Genomic DNA, 18404 nt, shown 5'->3' with positions numbered 1-18404 from the left:
ATATCTTTGCCTGCGGGAGTGATAAATGCCTGTATCCGGCGAAGATTTGATGTCCGACAGATATTTTTTCTTACGGGAACAATGGAAATACTAATGAAATCAACTTTACTTCCTTCATATTATATACGGCTCGGGGGGCTCCTCGCCTGCCTCGCCTGTGTTCTTCTTGCGGCAGGGTGCACCGATGCACAGCCAAAGATTACTGTGGAATCGAGCGACATTACGATCACCAACATGGATGCTGACTCTGAAACAATCTGGTATACAATGACCGTGACCGTCACAAACAGCGGTGATGCGTCAGCAAAGGATGTTATTGCCGGTGTCACCCTGCAGACACCTGACTCCACCCAGATGTCACGGATGGCACATGAGAGCGTGGAGTTTGGCACCATTGCACCTGGCACTGTCCGTTCCGAGACCGTGACAATTCAGCTTGAGGCGGGCCCGGTGGGATACACGGACCTTGTTACCAACGGGGAAAGCCCGGTTGTGTCGACCCGGATTGAACAGATGGACTATATTAGCCTCCCCATCTGACAGGAAATCCTGTTCCCGTCCCTTTTTTTACCCGTCACTCCCAGGTACAGGGTATGCCGGTTGTCAGATTTCGTTTCTCCCGTTCACAGACGGTATCAGAGTATGTCTATCAGGAAGGAGAGACCTATGCGGATCTTCTGCTGCGCTGCGGTCTTATCCCGGACACGGTCCTCATCTTTGCCGGTGACCGTTCCCTGCCGGAGGATACGCCGGTCTGCGAAGATGAAGTGACGATAGAAGAGACTGCGTCACGGGGATAGATTGAGAACAAACAGAGGATCTTTTGAGGCATATCCGAACAACTGTCACAGGTAATGTGACACAAAAAACGAACAAAAATTGGCTCAGCCGGGAATTATTCCCCGCTTGTTTCTGTCTTCTCTTCTTTTGGCGGTTCGGGCGGCCCTTCCACGAACTCCACCGACGGACCGGTGGATGAGGGGTGGTAGTCAGGCTCCACAAAGATACAGTCCTTTGGACATACCTCGGCACAGACACCGCAGATGATGCAGCGGAGGCGGTCAATTTCCCACGTCCGTTCCGCACGGTCGACCGTGATCGCCTGTGAGACACAGTGGCGCTGGCAGTTGCCGCAGTAGATGCAGTCCTCGATTGCGATGACCACATGCCCGCGTGATGCCTCATACTGTTTTGCAGGTGTTGCAGGATACATCAGGGTGGCGGGTTTTCCCGTCACATTCACAAGTGCCCGCTTTACCATGGCAAATAACGTCATCTCTCTTCTCACCTCTCCGCACACCCGATACACGGGTCAATGGTCAACACCACCACCGGGACATCCGCCATCTCGATGCCCTCAAGCATCTTCACCAGCGGTGGAATGTTGGTGAAGGTCGGTGTCCGCACACGGTGTCGGACAATGTTCTTCTTACCGTTTGCCCTCACGTAGTGCATGCACTCTCCGCGGGGCTGTTCAGAGAAGGCGAAATACTCACCGTTGGGGTTCCCCTTCACCTTCTCCTCAATGGGGCCGTCCGGCATCTTTGCCACCGCCCGTTCCACAAGGTCAACTGATGCAAGCACCTCTTCCGAGCGAACGAGACAGCGGTCCAGACAGTCACCGTGGGTGAACACGACCGGTTTGAACCCCAGTTCGCCGTATGCAGAGTAGCCACTGGACCGGACGTCCATGTCACACCCGCTCCCACGGGCCACCGGGCCGACCGCACCGAGGTCCCATGCGTCCTTCTCTGAGAGCACACCGAGACCCCGCATCCGGTGGCGGACAGTCTGGTCATGAGTGAAGATGCGGTTCGACTCCTCGAGGAGGGGCCGTATTTTCTTCAGATGGTCCACCATCTCCCCGAGTTTCTCATCCGGGATGTCAAGGCGGATACCGCCGACCTTCGATGAGCCCTGGATGACCCGACCGCCGGTCGTGGCCTCCATGTCATCGAGGATTTCCTCTCTCAGGCGCCAGGCGTTCATGAAGAGGTTCTCGAATCCCATTGCATCCGCGGCGAGACCGAGCCAGAGAAGATGCGAGTGCATCCTTGAGTATTCCATCCAGATGGTCCGGATGAACTGCGCCCGTGGCGGCACTTCAATACCCATGATATGTTCAATCGCATTACAGTAGGTCACCGAATGGGTGAACGAGCATATCCCGCAGATACGTTCCGCGATGAGGACATAATCCTTGAAATCCCGCTTCTCAACGAGTTTTTCGAGACCACGGTGGACATACCCGATGGTGGGGACTGCCTCCACCACCCGTTCGTCTTCCATCACCAGGTCCAGATGAATGGGTTCAGGCAGCACCGGGTGCTGCGGGCCGAATGGCACAACGATTTGGTTGCCCATTATGCATCACCCCCTTTCGGGACTTTTGTGACGGTGGGTGGGTTTTTGAAGGGTGTCGGGACTCGTGTTTCGATGAGATGTCCCTGGAAATCGACGTTCATGCCAGTCACGGTCAGACCAAAGAGGTCATGGATCTCGTTTTCATAGATGAATGCTCCCCAGTAGATGCCGGAGATACTTGGGATCTCGTCGCCGTCGTGTACGGTGATGCGGAGGCTCTCAAATTCCCACGCTGTTGTGAAGGTATAGTTGATTTCATAGCAGTCGCCTAACGGGGTGCAGCCGATCTGAACCAGGCGGTTCCCCTTTGTGTGGTATTCCTCCACTGTTTTCAGGAGGTCGGTGACCGCTATTTCTATAATGGTGTGTTTCTGTTCGATCATTGCTTTTTTCCCTCCTGTTCTGCCATCTTTGCCCGTTTCGCTTCAAGAATTCCCAGGGCACGGACGACGCCGTCGATGATGGACTCGGGACGGGCTGCACAGCCGGGCACATAGACATCGACCGGGATGACCGTGTCGACCCCGCCCATGATGTTGTAGCATTCACGGAATACGCCGCCGGAGGTGGCGCAGATGCCTACAGCGACCACGACTTTCGGGTCCGGCATCTGTTCATAGGTGTTTTTGACCACTGCCCGGCTCTGTTCATTGATGCCCCCCGTTATCAGGAAAACATCAGCGTGTTTCGGGTTGCCGGTATTGACAATCCCGAACCGCTCGAGGTCATAGAGCGGGGTGAGGCAGGCAAGCACTTCAATATCGCAGCCATTGCAGCTGGACCCGTCGTAATGGATAATCCACGGGGATTTTGTAATATATGACATATTTCTCACTCACCTCCCTAGAGCAGGGCAAGAACCCCCAGGTTTATAGCCCCGGCAACGAGTGCCACGAGCCATGCACTCCTGAGCATTACCTGCCAGCGAACACGTGTTGTGGTATTGTCTACGAGTATCTCAAGGAAATAGACAACGATGACGGCAGCGAGACCGACCCACGGCATGGAGGCAAAGAAGAGCCAGACGATGCCAAGGAAGAATACCGTCTCATAGAGGTGTGCAATCTCGACCATGCCAAGGGTGGGGCCGGCAAACTCGGTTGTCAGTCCCTTCACCAGTTCCTGGTGGGCATGGTGGGTGGTCGCCAGATCAAACGGTGACTTGCGCAGCTTGATGGTGAGCACATAGACGATTCCCACAAAGATGAGGGGGATTGTCAGGACAACGGGCTCCGGCCAGAGGGCGATGTCTTTTACCGCAAAGGAGCCTGTTGCCATATAGAACCCGGTTGCCGCAAGAATCAGCATCGGTTCGACTGCCATCAGCTGAAGCAGTTCACGCTCCGCCCCGACATGACTGTACGGGGAGACTGCCGCATAGGCTCCCAGGATGAGGAAGGCATGTGCGAGCGTCAGTGCGAAGATTACGAGCAGGATGTCTCCGCCGGAGAAGAAGAGCGCTCCGGTAAAGACGACAAATATCAGGTATGAGAATATGTAGAAATTCACCTCGTTTCTGACGACTGCTTTCTCCTTCTCAAAGAGCTTGAATATATCATAGAGCGGCTGGAGTACCGGCGGGCCGACCCGCCCCTGCATCCGGGCGGTCACCTTCCGGTCGATACCGCCGATAAGAGCACCGATGAACGGTGCGAGGATGATGAATCCTATTGCAAAGATAATCTCTTCAATCATAAGCCCACCCCCATCAGAAGTGCCACCGCAATCATGGCAATGAATGCGATGCACAGGCCGTTGCCGATATGTGAGAGCCGCTCTTCCCCGAAGTATTCAGAGAGATAGTAGTTGCCGAGTGCCACCGGGCGCTGCACGCCGATGCTGCCTTTGAAATGCATGTCCGGCGTTGCCGGCCGGCCACCCACGTAATGGGGCAGAATCTTACGGTCTTTCCTGAAGTACAGGAGAGTGAGGGGCATGACAAGGACCATGAAGACCATCATCACCATGATAATCGTGTTTGCCTGCCCGAGGGTAGCCGCCATACCGTAGATGCCGAAGACATACGGCACCACCAGGTACGAGGAAAGCAGGGGGAACCCGATACAGACAGCGACCATCAGCACCGTGAGGGGCACGAGGGCTGTGTATTCCTGTGTAGAGATCTTTACTTCCAGGGGTTCTGGTTTCCATGCGACCTCTACCAGTTTACCCATCCATTTGGTCCAGAAGAAGACCGTAACTGCACTCCCGAAGGCGAGGAGGAGAATGAGGATGAATCCATACTGCGCATCCAGGAATGCTAAGAGGGCCGCCCATTTGGAGATGAGCATCCCGAAGGGGGCAAGGAACATGCCGGCGATGCCAATCATCATCATCAGGGCGATCTTTGGCAGACGGCCTAAAAGGCCGGTCATATCCTCGATATCCCTGCTGCCGATCTTGTGCTCCACTGTTCCCACCGAGAGGAAGAGGAGGGACTTGGCGACCGCATGGAATATGATCAGGAGTATTGCTGCCCAGACTGCAGCATACGTGCCGATGCCGGCACAGGCCACGACAAGGCCAAGGTTTGCAATCGTTGAATAGGCAAGGACCTTCTTTGCATTGGACTGCGATATCGCGATGCCTGATGCAAGAAGGAATGTCACGCCGCCCACCAGAGAGATGATGTAGCCGACCATGCTTGCATCGTAGATGGGGGCAAACCGGACGATGACATAGACACCTGCCTTAACCATCGTACTGGAGTGCAGGAGTGCCGATACCGGGGTCGGTGCTATCATTGCCCCGACCAGCCATGAGGAAAACGGCATCTGTGCTGCCTTGGTGAGACCGGCAAACCCAATGAGGGCGGCAGGGATCATCGCAACAGCAGGACCTGCAGCAAGGAGCGTATCCATCATGACGAGGCCTCCCGACGGGTCGGTAAGTCCTGCCCAGACGAACGTGAACGCAAATCCAAGGCCGCCTATGAGGTTCAGGAGAAGGGCCCAGAACGCATTCTTCCGTGCCTGTTCGTCCCAGCTGTATCCAATTAACAGGAATGAACAGAGTGTAGTCACTTCCCAGAAGAAGAAGAGCCAGAACAGGCTATTGGAAAATACCACCCCAAACATCGCCGCCAGAAAGACAAAGAGCAGGGCAAAAAACCAGCGTCGTTTGTCTGGCATATCACCATGATGTTCGTGATAATCACGCATGTAGCCAACCGAATAAATACAGATCAGGCTGCCGATAATGCCGATGATCATCGCCATGATGACTGAGAACGGGTCAATGAAGAGGTTATTCAGTGCCACAGTACCGTGCATGAGTGACTCTGCATACAGCACCACTCCCAGCTGGACCACGACCAGCGCAGCAATAATATACTGCCGGTATTTTGCGGCGAGATACAGAAGGCCCGCGGATATGACGACTTCGAGTCCGGTCATGATCTGGGAGATCATACCCCCGTCGATATCGAAATACACCGTGCCGGCCCCCGCAAACAGTACAAAGAGATACAGGGTAGCAGCGATTATTATCGCTGATACGAGTATCACCATTGTATCCCTGAGGCGGCCGTTCGGCAGAATGCAGAACAGCAGTGCCGCCAGTGCAGGGAAAAGAATCAGGAATACTAAGAGCTCCACGCTATATACACCTCTGTGTGAGAGTTTGAGAATTAATCATTATTTATCATTACCATTATGTCAAAGGGGGGAAATATCTGCTAAAATGCCGATTCTATCCAGATTAGGTCCTATATCTGGCGGAATTGGGCGTGTGGGTTTCATCTCCGGATTGCAGATTGTCTTTTCTGATATATAAATTCTGCAATCTGGTGCGCGGAAAAATATATAGAATATATATTGCTGACATTGCAGAACGGATGCCCTGCTGTGACTACCTGATCCTGATCGTCATTACGATGGAAAAATGGAAAAAAAGGTATTGGTGTTTACATTCCCATTTGGGATGCGTTCTTGGAGATCATCATGTCGTCGACACGGATGATGAGTGCCGCAGTCTCGGATGCAGACATGATTGCCTGACGCTTGACACGGGCCGGCTCGATGACGCCCTCTGCATACATGTCCACGACTTCGCCGGTGAAGACATTGAGTCCTGCATGGTTGTTGCCGTTTGCATGTGCAGTCTTCAGGGCGACGAGTTTGTCAATCGGATCATAGCCGGAGTTCTCCGCGAGGGTGAACGGGATGATCTCAAACATCCGGGCGAATGCCTCGATTGCGAGCTGTGTTCTGCCTTCCTGGGTGGCGGCGAATTCGCCGATCTTTATCATCAGTTCGGTATCGATTGCAGCACCGCCGACGAGGAATTCTCCGTCCTCCATGGCGTCCATCACAACACGGGCGGCGTCATAGACTGCACGCTCGAGTTCATCGATGAAGACCTGTGAGGTGCCCTTTAAGAGGATGCTCACAATCTGCGGGTTCTTGCAGTTTGTGATCTTCGTAATGGTGATGTCCTTCATCTCCTCGATGAGTCCTGCCTCACCGAGTACATCTTCTGAGAGGTCTTCGGGCTTGTTCACAATGGTCGCACCAACAGCGCGTGCAAGCTTCTTCATATCGGAATCAGGGATGTCCTGGATCGCGATGACATTCTCTTTTGCAAGGTAGTACTGGACTGCGTCTGCAATGCCCTTTCCACAGAAGACGGTGTTTGCGCCGGAGGCAACAATCTCTGCTGCAAGGCCGCGGAGGGTTTCGGTCTCCTGTTCGCTGAAGGCTTCCATCTGTTCAGCTGTGGTGATCTTAATCTTGGACTTCACCTGGGTCTTTGTCACCTCGAGCGGCTGGGAGAGCATGGCAATCTTTGCACCCTCGAGATGCTTTGGCATGGAGTGCTGGACACGGGTCTTATCGAGGAGGAATCCCTCAAGCATCTCCGCGTCTTCCATGTGGTCGCCGACCATGGTCTTGATCTGGACGTCGTCCTCATCGACGGTGAACTTTCCGTCTTCATCCTTCTGTGCGACTGCAAGGACTGCATCGACCACGATGTTTGTGATCTTGTCCTTGACACCTTCGATGGACTTGCCGGTGACTGCCGTGCCTGCGACCTTGATGAGTGTCTCGCGGTCGTCTCCGTTTGCGGTAATGACCTGCTCGTCGATTATCTCCATTGCCTTCTGCATCCCGAGACGGTATCCGTTTGCGATGACCGTCGGGTGGATCTTCCGGGTGAGGAGGGTCTCTGCCTGTTCCATCAGGTTGCCGATGAAGATGGATGCGGTGGTGGTACCGTCACCGACTTCATTGTCCTGTGTCTCAGCCACCTCGATTACGAGTTTTGCGGCTGGGTGTTCGACTGCCATCTCGTGAAGAATGGTGGCACCGTCATTGGTAATGACCACATCTCCACCGGACTGTGAGACCATCATCTTGTCCATTCCCCGGGGGCCGAGGGTGGTGCGCACGGCTTCGGCGATTGCCTTCGCCGCCATAATATTGGATCTCTGGGCTTCGTTCCCGCCAATGCGGTCTACATTGTCCCGTAATATAACTACTGGTTGTCCCGCTAACATAATGCAGATACTCCTTAAAGCGTCATAAAATTGGATTTAAACTTCTATATAAGTATTGTGTTTGTATGTGGGTATTCCGGATTCCGGTGCGGTGATGATGTGATAATTATGCCATTTATACTATGCGCAGGTTTTGTTCGTTTGTGGTTCGGATTCGAATTTTGGTAGCCGGTGAATCCCTGTGTGGCGGTTTTGCACCCCCGGTTATTGTTGTGGATACCCCTTCCGGGTGATTGTCGTGGGTGCACACGGGGCGGTGTAAAATCTCCGGGAGGCAGAATCTTCTCAGTGGTCACCGGATGTGTTCCGGGTGAGTTATGGTAGTATTTTTCTGTATATCGGCGTTCTGTCTTTGAATGTGGGTATTTTTTATGTTATTTAATCTTTTGGTATTTTTTGGCAAAATGTGGATATTTCTCGCAATTAAGTATATATGTATTGGGGTTGATGCTCAAACATATTGTTTGATATATATGCCATTTGTTGTTGAAGTGAATGATCCCAATGGTCGTCAGGGGGTACTGGACCTTGGGGAGGATCATATTGTGACGCCGGCGTATGCGTTGTCGGACGCGGTATGCCGGGAGATGGGGGGTGTGCCGGGTGGTGCCCGGTGCAGTAAACAGTGTATTGGTGAATCGGATGTATGGGTGCAGCGGTCGATGATTGAGCGTGCCCGCCGGCATCCGGAAGAGAAAGAGGCGGCGGCGGATGCTGTATGCGAACGGATTCTGGGGCTGCCGCCCTCTGTCCGTCTGCTGCATTTCAACTTTTTTTCTGATGTGGCGGCCCTGGAGAAGGAAATGATTATTGATCTGCTCTCTCTGCAGTACCGGGCGGGTGCGGACATTATCGAGATCCCTCATTCCTTCTGTGATACGCAGACGTATGAACGGGGGGTGCACTATGCTCTGGAGTGGCAGCAGGACACAGGGTATGAGACGCCGCTGATGGGAATTGCCCATACAACAACAGATCTTGCAATGCTCGAGCGCTATCTCCCCAATCTGGGGGGTATTGGTATTGATTGCCGCCGGTTCGAAAAACCGCTTCTCTATCGGGTTCAGAAGACACTAAAGAACCAGGATGTCTGGGTGCATGCGTTCTCTGCACCTCTTCAGTATCGTGAGGTGCAGAACCAGGGAACCCTGGGGATGCTGATCAACTGGTTTGGGGTGGATACCGTCAGTACCGTTGGTCTGAGCGAACATGTCAGGGGGTATTTCACGGACCTCATCTCCCGGATGGATGGGCAGGAGAAGGTTGATTTTGTGCGGAAGAACCGTTACTTTGCTCCGTCTGACTACAGTATGTTCACGTTTGACGCACTGGAGGGGCGCTATGGGGCAAAGCAGCACCTCTCCCGTTTCTGTGACTGTCCTCTCTGCCGGAATCTGACCATTGGAGATGCAATCGAGGGCCGGGCTGAGTTTGATACGATGAACCGGCTGCACCGCGCTTTTGCATATTGTGCGGAGTCACAGAAGTACCAGCATGCTCTCATTCATAATGCCACAGACCGGTTTATCGACGAAAAACCCTTTGCTGCAGAGATCCTCCGGCGTACTGTCGGCCCGGGTCTGGTGAACGATGGATGGATGTCTGTCTGCAGGAACGGGGAACGGTCCGAACGGGATGGTGCAAAGGGGTTTTCTCCGGGTATCGCCCCCCTGATGTGAATCAACCCCTGCGGGCGTGAACTAAAAAAGAGGTGAATGGAGCCGGTTTTTTCCTGTGGCAGCGTTTTTCAGTCAATCCGTGAGACCTGAAACAGACTGTATACCGGGACGCCGTCTATCTCCTGGATATTTCTTTTATTGAACAGGACACATACTGCTTCCGGCACGGCCCCGTGGTTTCTGAGATGATTGATGACGTCTGTCATCGTATTGCCGGAGGTGATCACGTCATCTATTACCAGGCAGTGCCTGCCCTGCACCGGTGCGAAGTTGCCGGACATGGAGCCCACAGGATTGTCGCCCTGTGCATGCTTCTTTGGGTGGTACATGGTGAACTGTGCTCCTTCTTCAGCCGCGATGATCGTTGCGAGGGGGATGCCCGAGTGGGCTACTCCCACGACCAGATCCGGTGCCGGGATGTCGGTAGGGGTGCAGTCCCGTGCCTCTGCCTCACCGTAGTAGTACCGTTTGAGGAGGAGCAGGGCCGCGTCACGCAGCATGTCAGCATTCCCTCCGATGACCGTCCAGTTGATATGGATGTCCTTCGGTGCCTCGGTGTCCTTCTGCTGGGTAAGAAGCCAGGTCACGGTTTCCATGGACAAAGAGAGTTCATCGGCGATCTGGCTTGGGCTGTGCCCTTCGGCGTGCAGCAGTTTTGCCTTTCCGATCAGTTCATCGAGGGAAGACATAATGAGTATATGTTCGGTGAGAAAAGGCTAATACTTTTTTCCGGAGCCTGCCCGCCTGATCTCCGCACCGCAGACCTGGCAAACGCCTGGGGCGGACCAGTAGCGGCCGCATCCGGTGCAGCGGTACTTCCATGTCCGTTTTTTGGCCCGCCGCTGCAGGATGGGGATCACGGGGACTCCCAGGCGCTGTGCCGTGTTCTGCACCGCAAAGTCATCGGTCATGACTGCTGCGTCCAGTTCCCTCGCAAGGGCAAGGATGCCGGTGTCGGTTTCCGAGAGGACAGTTGCGTCCCCGCTTTTCCGGGCGGCCACTGCGACCTCAGCTGTGGCGGCCGGTCCGGGTGCATGAATGCGGAGACCCTGCTCTTCGAGAAGTGCGAGGCGCATTTTGGCCGCCTGGGTCTTGATTTCGCTTAAAACAGCGGGGGTGGTGTAGCACTCCCCTTCCACCGGCAGGTCGGTAAAAAAGACGGATGCGTCGAGCACCACCCGTTTTTTGGTATGTTCTTCCATTATTTTCGTATGGCGTCTGCGATCATCCCGGCGGCGGAGAACGTGGATGCCGCCGATTCAATGGTGTCGGAGGATGCGACCGATGCGAGCCCTGCCGCCCTGAGGCGGGCAAACCCGCCGGAGGCGAAGACCCCGTGGACACAGGCGGCATGAACCGACCGGGCGCCGCCGTCCTTCAGCATCCCCGCTGCGGTGGCAAGGGTGCCTCCGGTTGAGATGATGTCATCGGTGATGACAATGTCACGGCCCTCTGCGTCAACGGATGACGGGGCAATTCTGACCTCTTCTCCCGACAGGCGGGTCTTGGAGAGGTGGTCGGTCTCCCATCCGCCGTTCTTTGCAATCTCTGCAGCAAACGCGGCCGCCCCTTTATCCGGTGCGAGGATGAGGGGGTCATCACATCCGAGTCCCTCTATCCACCGTGCCATCTCCGGTGCGAGTGTAATATCCTCTGCCGGTGCGCGGAAGTGGGAGAGAACCGAATCTTCGTGGATATTCACGGTAATGACCCGTGATACGCCCGCGGAGAGTGCCCGGGCGACCGCCCGGCTGCTCACCGGTTCGCCGTCATTAAACCGCTTATCCTGTCTTGCATAACCCATATACGGCAGAACTAGGGTGATCTCGCTTCCTTCACAGGCATCTATCATCAGCAACAGCTGAATTAATGACTGGTTGTCAACAGTGCTTGATACCAGCAGGGTTTCCTCGTCCGGAGCACCTGTCTTCAGGTATAATTCTCCGTCCGGGAATGCTTTGAACTGTGTATAAACAAGTGGCAAATCAAGTGCTTTTGCAACCTTTGAGCCCAGAATCTGGGATTTTTCTGTACATGCGACCTTCATCTGGATTACCCGTATTAGAAAGTACTTAAAGTATCAGAATAGATTACTAAAGCACTACCGGTCTAAAGTGAGGTCCGGAAACAATATGACTGATTCAGAGATTTCGAAAGATACGATACCAGAGGACTCCGGTACTGTAGAAGACAGCGCCCCAACGGTCACTTCCGGGGCGCCTGATACCGGGGCAGAAGAGGCAGGCAACGCAGCGGCAGAGACATCTGCGGCTCCGGAAACGGCTCCTGTCCCTCTCTCGGAAGTGGCACATTCCGGTGAGATTCCGGTCCCCGAGAGCCTGATTGACCAGGTGATCGGCCAGGAACACGCGGTTGAGGTGATGCGCAAGGCTGCCATCCAGCGCCGCCATGTCCTGATGATTGGGACGCCGGGCACCGGCAAGTCGATGCTTGCAAAGGCAATGGCTGAACTGCTCCCCAAAGAGGAGATGCAGGATATTCTGATTTATCCAAATACAGAGGACCCGAATGAGCCGGTGGTGAGAACCGTCCCCTCCGGCAGAGGAAAGGAGATCGTGGGCGCCCACAAGCAGGAGGCCCGCAAACGCACCCAGACGAGAAGTACGCTGATCTTACTCCTGATATTCGGTATCATGGGGTATGCCCTCATCTCCGGTCAGCTGCTCTTCGGTATCATTGCAGCGGCCTTCATCTTCATGGCGTTGCAGTACTCACGGCCCAAGGAAGAAGCGATGGTCCCGAAACTCCTCGTCTCCACCAAGCCTGACTCCACCGCACCCTTCATCGACGGCACCGGTTCCCACGCCGGCGCCCTCCTGGGTGACGTCCGCCATGACCCGTTCCAGTCCGGCGGACTGGAGACGCCGTCCCACGACCGTGTCGAGGCCGGTGCCATCCACAAGGCACACAAGGGTGTGCTCTTCATCGATGAGATCAACACCCTCACCCCCCATTCACAGCAGAGTCTTCTGACCGCGCTGCAGGAGGGGGAGTACTCCATCACCGGCCAGAGCGAGCGTTCGAGCGGAGCAATGGTCCGCACAGAACCGGTTCCGTGCCGGTTTGTGATGGTGGCGGCAGGCAACCTGGACGGCGTGCAGGGCATGCATCCGGCACTCCGGTCCCGTATCCGCGGCTACGGATATGAGGTCTATATGCAGGAGACGATGCCCGACACCCCGGAGAACCGCGACAAGTTCATCCGGTTCATCGCACAGGAAGTCAAAAACGACGGCAAAATCCCGCACTTTGACCAGGAAGCAATCGACGAACTCATGCTTGAGGCACGCCGCAGGTCCAACCGGAAAGGTCATCTCACTCTCAAACTGCGTGACATGGGCGGTCTCATCCGTGTCGCAGGTGACCTTGCCCGGCAGGAAGGGGCGGAGATCGCCACCGCCAGGCATGTGCTTGACGCAAAGAGCATGGCCCGGTCTATCGAAGACCAGATATCAGACGAGTACATCCGCCGGTCCCGTGAGTATGACCTCACGGTGGTCGAAGGTGCCCTTGTGGGCCGGGTGAACGGTCTTGCGGTGATGGGCACGGACTCCGGGTCGGTGCTCCCCATCGTCGCTGAAGTGACCCCGACGCAGGGCGCCACCGGTCAGGTGATCGCGACCGGTCTCTTAAAGGAGATTGCGCAGGAGTCCATCAAGAACGTCAGTGCGATCATCAAGAAGTTCACCGGCAAGGACATCAAGAATATGGATGTCCATATCCAGTTCCTGGGGACATACAGCGGGGTGGAGGGCGACTCGGCCTCAGTCACTGTTGCAACCGGTGTCATCAGCGCCATCGAAAACATCCCGGTCCGCCAGGACGTTGCGATGACCGGTTCACTCTCTGTCCGCGGACAGGTGCTGCCCATAGGCGGGGTGACCTACAAGATTGAGGCGGCGGCAAAGGCCGGTATCCGCAAGGTCATCATCCCCCAGTCAAACCTCGCTGACGTGGTCATTGAGGAGGAATACAAGAAGATGGTCGAGATCGTGCCGGTCACGACCATCGAGGAGGTCCTCGAACATGCGCTTATGTTCGAGCGCAAAGAGGACTTCATGGCAAAGATCAAAGAGATCTCTGCCCGCCGTCTGAGTATCTTCTCAGAGAAGCCGGACGCAAAACCGGTCGGTGCCTGAGGCATCCGGCTGTCCCCCCCCCGTTTTATCCTTTTTGTTATCCCCCGTTTTTCGGGATCTGTTCACGAATGGTTCCCAAATCTTTTTTTAAAGGCAGGTGCGTACATGCTCCAGCAGGTTTAGTTCAATGGCAACAGAAGAACCACGATATTATGATGTCCGCCACCTGGTGGGGACGTCCACCCATATAGATATTGAAAACGGAACGATCGAGGCGGCCGGTCAGTCATTTGCCGATTCCGCGATTGTCCGTGCACTGGGCAGTGCCGGGTGGGGAATGGTCGTGATCGACAACTTCTCCGATGCCGGGGAGAGCGGGATGAAACAGGCGGTGGCAGATGCCCTTTCCCTCTCCCGTGCGACCGGCGAACGGGTGGAGCTCGCCCAGGTGCAGACCGGTCTGTTGCCGGTTCCCGGGGTGAAGGAAGATCCGCGTGAGGTATCTCTCGAAGAGAAGACCGAACTGCTCGCATCCATAGAGTCTGCCGCCCGTATTCCGGGTATCGTCAATACCCGTGCCCGCTATATCGAGTCCGAGGGAACGGTGCGGTTCATGGACTCATCCGGGAATGAATTCGGGTATGAGATGGTCCGGTCGGGCTACTCCATCCTTGCGGTCGCAGGCAGGGGTGGTGAGATGCAGATGGCACGGGAGAGCGAGCATGCGATCACCGGGCTCAACATGCGGCACAGGGAGGAGAAGGGCAGGGAGGCAGCTGTTCGTGCCCTCCTGCTCCTCGATGCCGAACCGGCCCGCGGCGGCATGATGAATGCCATCCTCGACCCGGAACTCGCCGGTGTCTTTGCCCATGAGGCCATCGGGCATGCAAGTGAGGGGGACCTTGTCAAGGAAGGGGTCTCGGTCCTCAAAGGCATGACGGGCCAGCAGATCGCAAGTCCGGTGGTAACCGTCGTCGATGACCCCACGCTGCCGGAATTCGGGTTTATGCCGGTGGACGCCGAGGGCAGTGCCGTACAACGCACCGAGATCATCCGGAACGGTATCCTCACGAACTACCTGCACAGCCGTGAGACGCTTGCCGCGGTGGGCGACGGTGTTGCGGGCCACGCCCGTGCAGAGGGGAGCTCCTCCCCCATCGTGCGGATGTCAAACACCTTCATTGAGAACGGAGACGCGACGATGGACGAACTTCTGGAGGGTTGCAAAACGGGCATTCTTCTGAAGGGTTCCCGTGGGGGACAGGTGGATCCCGGCCGGGGCGTCTTCCAGTTCAATGCGGAATATGGCTATGTCATCGAGGACGGTGAACAGCGGGGTATGGTGCGGGACGTGTCGCTTTCGGGCGACATTCTCACTACGATGCACAACATCGCCCTCTGCGGGACAGACCGGAAGATGACGCCGGGATACTGCGGGAAGGGCGGGCAGAGTGTACCGGTCACCGACGGGTCGCCCCATCTGTTGCTGAAGAGTGCTGTGGTAGGTGGTCGCAATGCGTAATGCAACAGACTATACCGATCTCGTGGAGAAAATTCTCAAAGCGGCGGCACGTGAGGCGGACGAGGCCGAGGTATTCCTCAGTCTCTCTGATCATGTCTCTCTTGAACTCCGGCGCAGTGAGGTGGGGGAGGCCGAGAAGGCCGTCAGCTGGGGGCTTGCCATCCGTACGATCAAAGACGGGCATATCGGCGCCTCGATGACGACATCTCCCACTCGCTGGGAGGACTGCCTCCGGGCGGCCCTTGCCTCCGGGCGTCTCGCAGACCCCCAGGACTGGGGCGGGCTGCCGGATCCCGTCTCGTTCCCGCGTGATATCGATGTGTATGATCCGTCCCTTGTGACAGATGCGGACACCGCAACCGATATCATTACTACTCTCCTGGCTGCCGCAGAAGGCGGAGAGGCGGAGACTGCAGGCGGCGGTGTCTCCCTTGGGAAGGGGTCGTCTCTGATTGCGAATACCAACGGGGTCTTCTACACCCGCGAGGCGACATCCGCATCCGTCTCACTGGAGGCAATTAACGGGACCTCGACCGGGTATGAGTTCGACCGGACAGCTCATCTCAAAGATCTCAAAACCGACTGGGTGGCAGAAGAAGCGATGTTCCTCGCCGACTACTGGGCCGGTGCAGGCGATATTGAATCCTGCACGGCAGATGTTGTCCTCACACCGACGGCGCTTTCATCCCTTGTCGGTGCTATTCTCCTGCCTGCACTTTCCGGCAGAAATGTGCATGCCGGCCGGTCGTTTCTGGCGGACAAGAAGGGTGTCCCCTGCATGGACCCCTCGTTTGTCCTGTACGACGACCCGTATGATGGTATGGGGGCGACCCGCTTCGATGCAGACGGGGTTGCCACCCGCAGGCTTGACTTCATCTGTCGCGGGACCGTGCAGTCTTTTGCCTATGACCTCCGGACGGCATACCGCTACGGGGAGACTTCTACCGGCAGTGCCGTCAGGAGCGGTGCCGGCGGTGCCCCGGAGATCGGTGTCCACTGCCTGAAACTTGATGCCCGCCGGGAGAATGTCCGCCATGAGAAGGCAGTCTGTGCCCACGGTCTCATCGGCGCCCATACGGCAAACACGATCACCGGGGACTTCTCGGTCGAACTCTCGAACGCCGCATGGGTGGAAGAGGGCGTTTATGGCGCTCCCATCCGGTCTGCGATGCTCTCGGGCAACCTGTTTTCGATGCTCGAGGATATCGCCGGTGCAGGAGAAGAGAGACGGGAAATTGGCAGAATGACTCTGCCTGAGGTAAGGTTCAAGAACCTTCATATCATTGGTAAATAGTAATGATCGAAACCATCCTCACACTGGGTATCGCGATTGTGATAGCCGTGGCCCTCTGGTATTTCCTCAAAAATGTGACCAAACTGATCATCAACTCCGTCGTGGGTATCGTGCTCCTCCTGATCTTCAATTTCTTCAATATCTTCGGGATGGGCGATATCCCTATCTCCCTTGCGTCTGTCCTGATCTGTGCACTGGGCGGGATTCCGGGATTTGTCGTCCTGCTGCTGCTCAATGTTGTGGGCATTACGGTATAGAAAAGAAAAGAGATGGTGTGGGAATGTGGGCCTGTCCCGGTGCAGGTCCGGGAATTTCCTGGTTTTCTGTTTTTTTCCCGGAGTGTGATTCTTCAGAACACACTCGCTTCGTTGTAGACGTTGACCCGGTTCTGGAGAATTTCATACGGTTTTATCTCGCGGGAGTGGTTGCTCCGGCGCATCTTGACCACCTCGATTGACGTGTGCACCTCGGTAAGGTCTTTGGGCCGGATATACCGCAGAACGACGACGGTGTCGGAGAGGTATTCGATGAGACCATATTTACTGGAATAGAGATCGGTGGTGCTGGTCTCGCTTGTCAGCAGGAAGGTTGCGTCCAGATCGCGGAGAAGCTCGGTGAAGTAAAACATCTCGCGCCGCCGCTCGGACGGGTCGTCAAAGAGTCCTTCGAAGAGGGAGATGGGGTCGATTACCACACGGCTCGCACCAATCTGTGTGATCAGATCCGGCAGGTCTTTTTTAATGGAATTAATGGAGAGATTAAAGTCGGTGGGATCGAGTTTAATCACAAAGAGGGATTCATCGCGGAACTTCCCAACCCGGAACTTCCGGTCTTCCATCAGGTCGTAGATCCGGTCTTCCCGCTCTTCCAGGCTGAAGTAGATGACCTTCTCTCCATTGCGCAGTCCTTCATAGATGAACTGGAGCGCAAACGTCGTCTTTCCGGTGCCGTATGTTCCTATCAGCGAACAGATACTATTTTTTATCAGCCCTCCGCCAAACATTTCGTCCAGGCCGCTGATGCCAAACTGGATACGTTCCATTTCCTATACCACCATCCTGATATTGCTCACTTCAAATCCGCCGTCTGTGGTTATTTTGACCGCAAATTTTACCAGATCCTGCTCTTCAAGTGCAGGCATTACAATGCGGAACTTCTCAATAAACATTACCCGCTGCCGCCGTCTGCCACCGGTCTCTTCCCATTCAAAGCGTATTGATGCGTCACAGCAGTCTTTGATCTCCGCCATTCTCCGTGGTTCCAGAATGGAGTCTGACATGATGAGATAATAAGTTGTCTTCCAGTGTTTTGATACCCGCTGCAGCCCCCGCAGGAAACTGATGAACTGGTGCCATTCGGTATCTGTCACGGCCTGGGTGGCAATATCGGTGAGGGAATCAAATACGATGAGGCTGCCCTTTTCAATTGTTCCGAGCTGTTCTGTGATTTCAGCGATGAGACTTTCCGGTTCGTGACGGCGGCTGCGGAGTGTCTCCACAAGATCGGTCTTGGAGTACCAGTCCCGTGGCACAACAGAAGCGTCAAAGTAGATCTTGGAGAGGTCGATGAACCGTACTGTTCCGTCAAAGATCTCTTCTTCTGCCCTGAATGAGAGCTCAATTTCCCGCTGGATGGAGGGAGCAAGCTTGGTGAAGGTGAAGTAGACGATCTCCTTAGGATTGCAGATTCGTTCGGAATGTGTCTCCTGCTCTGCTTTCTGTCTCCGGGCGTGGGAGAGGACCGAGCTGTATGCAAACTCCACATTTCCGCCACCGGGTCCGCCTGCAAGAAGGATCACTGACCCCAGCGGAACTCCGCCGTTGAGGACAGGATCAAAGGAAGGTATCCCTGTTGGCATGTGTTTCATGCGAGAATCCTGCATACATCTGCTCTCTCGTGAGATGTTTTAATATTATTCTAAATCTGAGCCCGATTGTCCGTTTGGGAC

General features: G+C 55.3%; 19 protein-coding genes. 7 read left to right on the top strand and 12 right to left on the bottom strand.

The genetic code is table 11. The annotated features are described in order from the left end of the window. The first annotated feature begins 93 nt into the window (after positions 1-93). A complete protein-coding gene (locus OU421_RS05205; protein WP_268187549.1) occupies positions 94-540 on the top strand; it encodes a hypothetical protein in 447 nt (148 codons plus the stop codon). 53 nt (positions 541-593) lie between these two features. Beyond that, entirely contained in the window at positions 594-800 is a 207-nt protein-coding gene (locus tag OU421_RS05200; protein WP_268187548.1) for a thiamine S protein, read from the top strand. A 95-nt stretch (positions 801-895) separates the two neighbouring features. Here the strand turns inward: OU421_RS05200 and OU421_RS05195 are convergent, their stop codons facing one another. From OU421_RS05195 to thsA, 7 genes are all read right to left on the bottom strand, one after another. Beyond that, positions 896-1276, bottom strand: a complete 381-nt coding sequence (locus OU421_RS05195) for a 4Fe-4S dicluster domain-containing protein (RefSeq protein ID WP_268187547.1) — start codon at positions 1274-1276, stop codon at positions 896-898. Positions 1277-1284: 8 nt separating this feature from the next. Continuing rightward, positions 1285-2364 carry a hydrogenase large subunit gene (locus OU421_RS05190; protein WP_268187546.1) on the bottom strand — a complete coding sequence of 360 codons (1080 nt, stop codon included), beginning with the start codon at positions 2362-2364 and terminating at the stop codon, positions 1285-1287. Next, on the bottom strand, positions 2364-2747 hold the full coding sequence (locus OU421_RS05185) for an NADH-quinone oxidoreductase subunit C (RefSeq protein WP_268187545.1): 384 nt from the start codon (positions 2745-2747) through the stop codon (positions 2364-2366). The genes OU421_RS05190 and OU421_RS05185 overlap by 1 nt, the downstream gene beginning before the upstream one ends. Next, positions 2744-3190, bottom strand: a complete 447-nt coding sequence (locus OU421_RS05180; RefSeq protein ID WP_268187544.1) for an NADH-quinone oxidoreductase subunit B family protein — start codon at positions 3188-3190, stop codon at positions 2744-2746. The genes OU421_RS05185 and OU421_RS05180 overlap by 4 nt, the downstream gene beginning before the upstream one ends. 17 nt (positions 3191-3207) lie before the next feature. After that, positions 3208-4059 (bottom strand): respiratory chain complex I subunit 1 family protein, encoded by an 852-nt coding sequence (locus tag OU421_RS05175; RefSeq protein ID WP_268187543.1) that lies wholly within the window; start codon positions 4057-4059, stop codon positions 3208-3210. Next, positions 4056-5960 (bottom strand): NADH-quinone oxidoreductase subunit 5 family protein, encoded by a 1905-nt coding sequence (locus OU421_RS05170; protein ID WP_268187542.1) that lies wholly within the window; start codon positions 5958-5960, stop codon positions 4056-4058. The genes OU421_RS05175 and OU421_RS05170 overlap by 4 nt, the downstream gene beginning before the upstream one ends. A 308-nt stretch (positions 5961-6268) precedes the next feature. Continuing rightward, complete coding sequence (gene thsA, locus OU421_RS05165; protein ID WP_268187541.1) at positions 6269-7861, bottom strand: thermosome subunit alpha; 1593 nt, start codon at positions 7859-7861, stop codon at positions 6269-6271. 464 nt (positions 7862-8325) lie between these two features. Here thsA and OU421_RS05160 point away from each other — a divergent pair, with 464 nt between their 5' ends. Beyond that, positions 8326-9540 carry a hypothetical protein gene (locus tag OU421_RS05160; RefSeq protein ID WP_268187540.1) on the top strand — a complete coding sequence of 405 codons (1215 nt, stop codon included), beginning with the start codon at positions 8326-8328 and terminating at the stop codon, positions 9538-9540. 68 nt (positions 9541-9608) lie between these two features. Here the strand turns inward: OU421_RS05160 and OU421_RS05155 are convergent, their stop codons facing one another. The 3 genes from OU421_RS05155 to OU421_RS05145 are packed head-to-tail and all read right to left on the bottom strand — an operon-like array spanning position 9609 to position 11587. After that, positions 9609-10229, bottom strand: coding sequence for an orotate phosphoribosyltransferase-like protein (locus OU421_RS05155; protein ID WP_268187539.1), 621 nt, complete (start codon positions 10227-10229; stop codon positions 9609-9611). 27 nt (positions 10230-10256) lie between these two features. Further along, the gene (locus tag OU421_RS05150; protein WP_268187538.1) at positions 10257-10742 is read right to left on the bottom strand and encodes an NOB1 family endonuclease; all 486 of its coding nucleotides are present in this window, start codon (positions 10740-10742) and stop codon (positions 10257-10259) included. After that, a complete protein-coding gene (locus tag OU421_RS05145; RefSeq protein ID WP_268187537.1) occupies positions 10742-11587 on the bottom strand; it encodes a ribose-phosphate diphosphokinase in 846 nt (281 codons plus the stop codon). The genes OU421_RS05150 and OU421_RS05145 overlap by 1 nt, the downstream gene beginning before the upstream one ends. Positions 11588-11672: 85 nt before the next feature. On the opposite strand from OU421_RS05145, the gene lonB reads away from it, so the two are divergent. The 4 genes from lonB (at position 11673) to OU421_RS05125 (ending at position 16713) form a co-directional block, all read left to right on the top strand. Continuing rightward, positions 11673-13700, top strand: a complete 2028-nt coding sequence (gene lonB, locus OU421_RS05140) for an ATP-dependent protease LonB (protein ID WP_268187536.1) — start codon at positions 11673-11675, stop codon at positions 13698-13700. 127 nt (positions 13701-13827) lie between these two features. After that, complete coding sequence (locus OU421_RS05135) at positions 13828-15162, top strand: TldD/PmbA family protein (RefSeq protein ID WP_268187535.1); 1335 nt, start codon at positions 13828-13830, stop codon at positions 15160-15162. Further along, a complete protein-coding gene (locus OU421_RS05130) occupies positions 15155-16456 on the top strand; it encodes a TldD/PmbA family protein (protein WP_268187534.1) in 1302 nt (433 codons plus the stop codon). Before OU421_RS05135 ends, OU421_RS05130 begins: the two co-directional genes overlap by 8 nt. 2 nt (positions 16457-16458) lie before the next feature. Next, positions 16459-16713, top strand: a complete 255-nt coding sequence (locus OU421_RS05125; protein WP_268187533.1) for a pro-sigmaK processing inhibitor BofA family protein — start codon at positions 16459-16461, stop codon at positions 16711-16713. A gap of 92 nt (positions 16714-16805) precedes the next feature. Here the strand turns inward: OU421_RS05125 and OU421_RS05120 are convergent, their stop codons facing one another. Then, positions 16806-17498: a KaiC domain-containing protein gene (locus OU421_RS05120; RefSeq protein WP_268187532.1), complete on the bottom strand. Its 693-nt coding sequence runs from the start codon at positions 17496-17498 to the stop codon at positions 16806-16808. A 3-nt stretch (positions 17499-17501) separates the two neighbouring features. After that, entirely contained in the window at positions 17502-18323 is an 822-nt protein-coding gene (locus OU421_RS05115; RefSeq protein WP_268187531.1) for an RAD55 family ATPase, read from the bottom strand. Positions 18324-18404 lie beyond the last annotated feature (81 nt).

It is taken from the genome of Methanogenium organophilum (assembly GCF_026684035.1).
Lineage (GTDB): Archaea > Halobacteriota > Methanomicrobia > Methanomicrobiales > Methanomicrobiaceae > Methanogenium > Methanogenium organophilum.
Note: the sequence above shows the minus strand (reverse complement) of the source record. Positions and strands in the feature narration are given on the sequence as shown.

Excerpts from the sequence above, each read along its gene's own strand:
- OU421_RS05205 (WP_268187549.1), top strand. The coding sequence starts at position 94 with ATGAAATCAACTTTACTTCCTTCATATTATATACGGCTCGGGGGGCTC.
- OU421_RS05200 (WP_268187548.1), top strand. The coding sequence starts at position 594 with ATGCCGGTTGTCAGATTTCGTTTCTCCCGTTCACAGACGGTATCAGAG.
- OU421_RS05195 (WP_268187547.1), bottom strand. The coding sequence starts at position 1,276 with ATGACGTTATTTGCCATGGTAAAGCGGGCACTTGTGAATGTGACGGGA.
- OU421_RS05190 (WP_268187546.1), bottom strand. The coding sequence starts at position 2,364 with ATGGGCAACCAAATCGTTGTGCCATTCGGCCCGCAGCACCCGGTGCTG.
- OU421_RS05185 (WP_268187545.1), bottom strand. The coding sequence starts at position 2,747 with ATGATCGAACAGAAACACACCATTATAGAAATAGCGGTCACCGACCTC.
- OU421_RS05180 (WP_268187544.1), bottom strand. The coding sequence starts at position 3,190 with ATGTCATATATTACAAAATCCCCGTGGATTATCCATTACGACGGGTCC.
- OU421_RS05175 (WP_268187543.1), bottom strand. The coding sequence starts at position 4,059 with ATGATTGAAGAGATTATCTTTGCAATAGGATTCATCATCCTCGCACCG.
- thsA (WP_268187541.1), bottom strand. The coding sequence starts at position 7,861 with ATGTTAGCGGGACAACCAGTAGTTATATTACGGGACAATGTAGACCGC.
- OU421_RS05155 (WP_268187539.1), bottom strand. The coding sequence starts at position 10,229 with ATGTCTTCCCTCGATGAACTGATCGGAAAGGCAAAACTGCTGCACGCC.
- OU421_RS05150 (WP_268187538.1), bottom strand. The coding sequence starts at position 10,742 with ATGGAAGAACATACCAAAAAACGGGTGGTGCTCGACGCATCCGTCTTT.
- OU421_RS05145 (WP_268187537.1), bottom strand. The coding sequence starts at position 11,587 with ATGAAGGTCGCATGTACAGAAAAATCCCAGATTCTGGGCTCAAAGGTT.
- lonB (WP_268187536.1), top strand. The coding sequence starts at position 11,673 with ATGACTGATTCAGAGATTTCGAAAGATACGATACCAGAGGACTCCGGT.
- OU421_RS05135 (WP_268187535.1), top strand. The coding sequence starts at position 13,828 with ATGGCAACAGAAGAACCACGATATTATGATGTCCGCCACCTGGTGGGG.
- OU421_RS05130 (WP_268187534.1), top strand. The coding sequence starts at position 15,155 with ATGCGTAATGCAACAGACTATACCGATCTCGTGGAGAAAATTCTCAAA.
- OU421_RS05125 (WP_268187533.1), top strand. The coding sequence starts at position 16,459 with ATGATCGAAACCATCCTCACACTGGGTATCGCGATTGTGATAGCCGTG.
- OU421_RS05120 (WP_268187532.1), bottom strand. The coding sequence starts at position 17,498 with ATGGAACGTATCCAGTTTGGCATCAGCGGCCTGGACGAAATGTTTGGC.
- OU421_RS05115 (WP_268187531.1), bottom strand. The coding sequence starts at position 18,323 with ATGAAACACATGCCAACAGGGATACCTTCCTTTGATCCTGTCCTCAAC.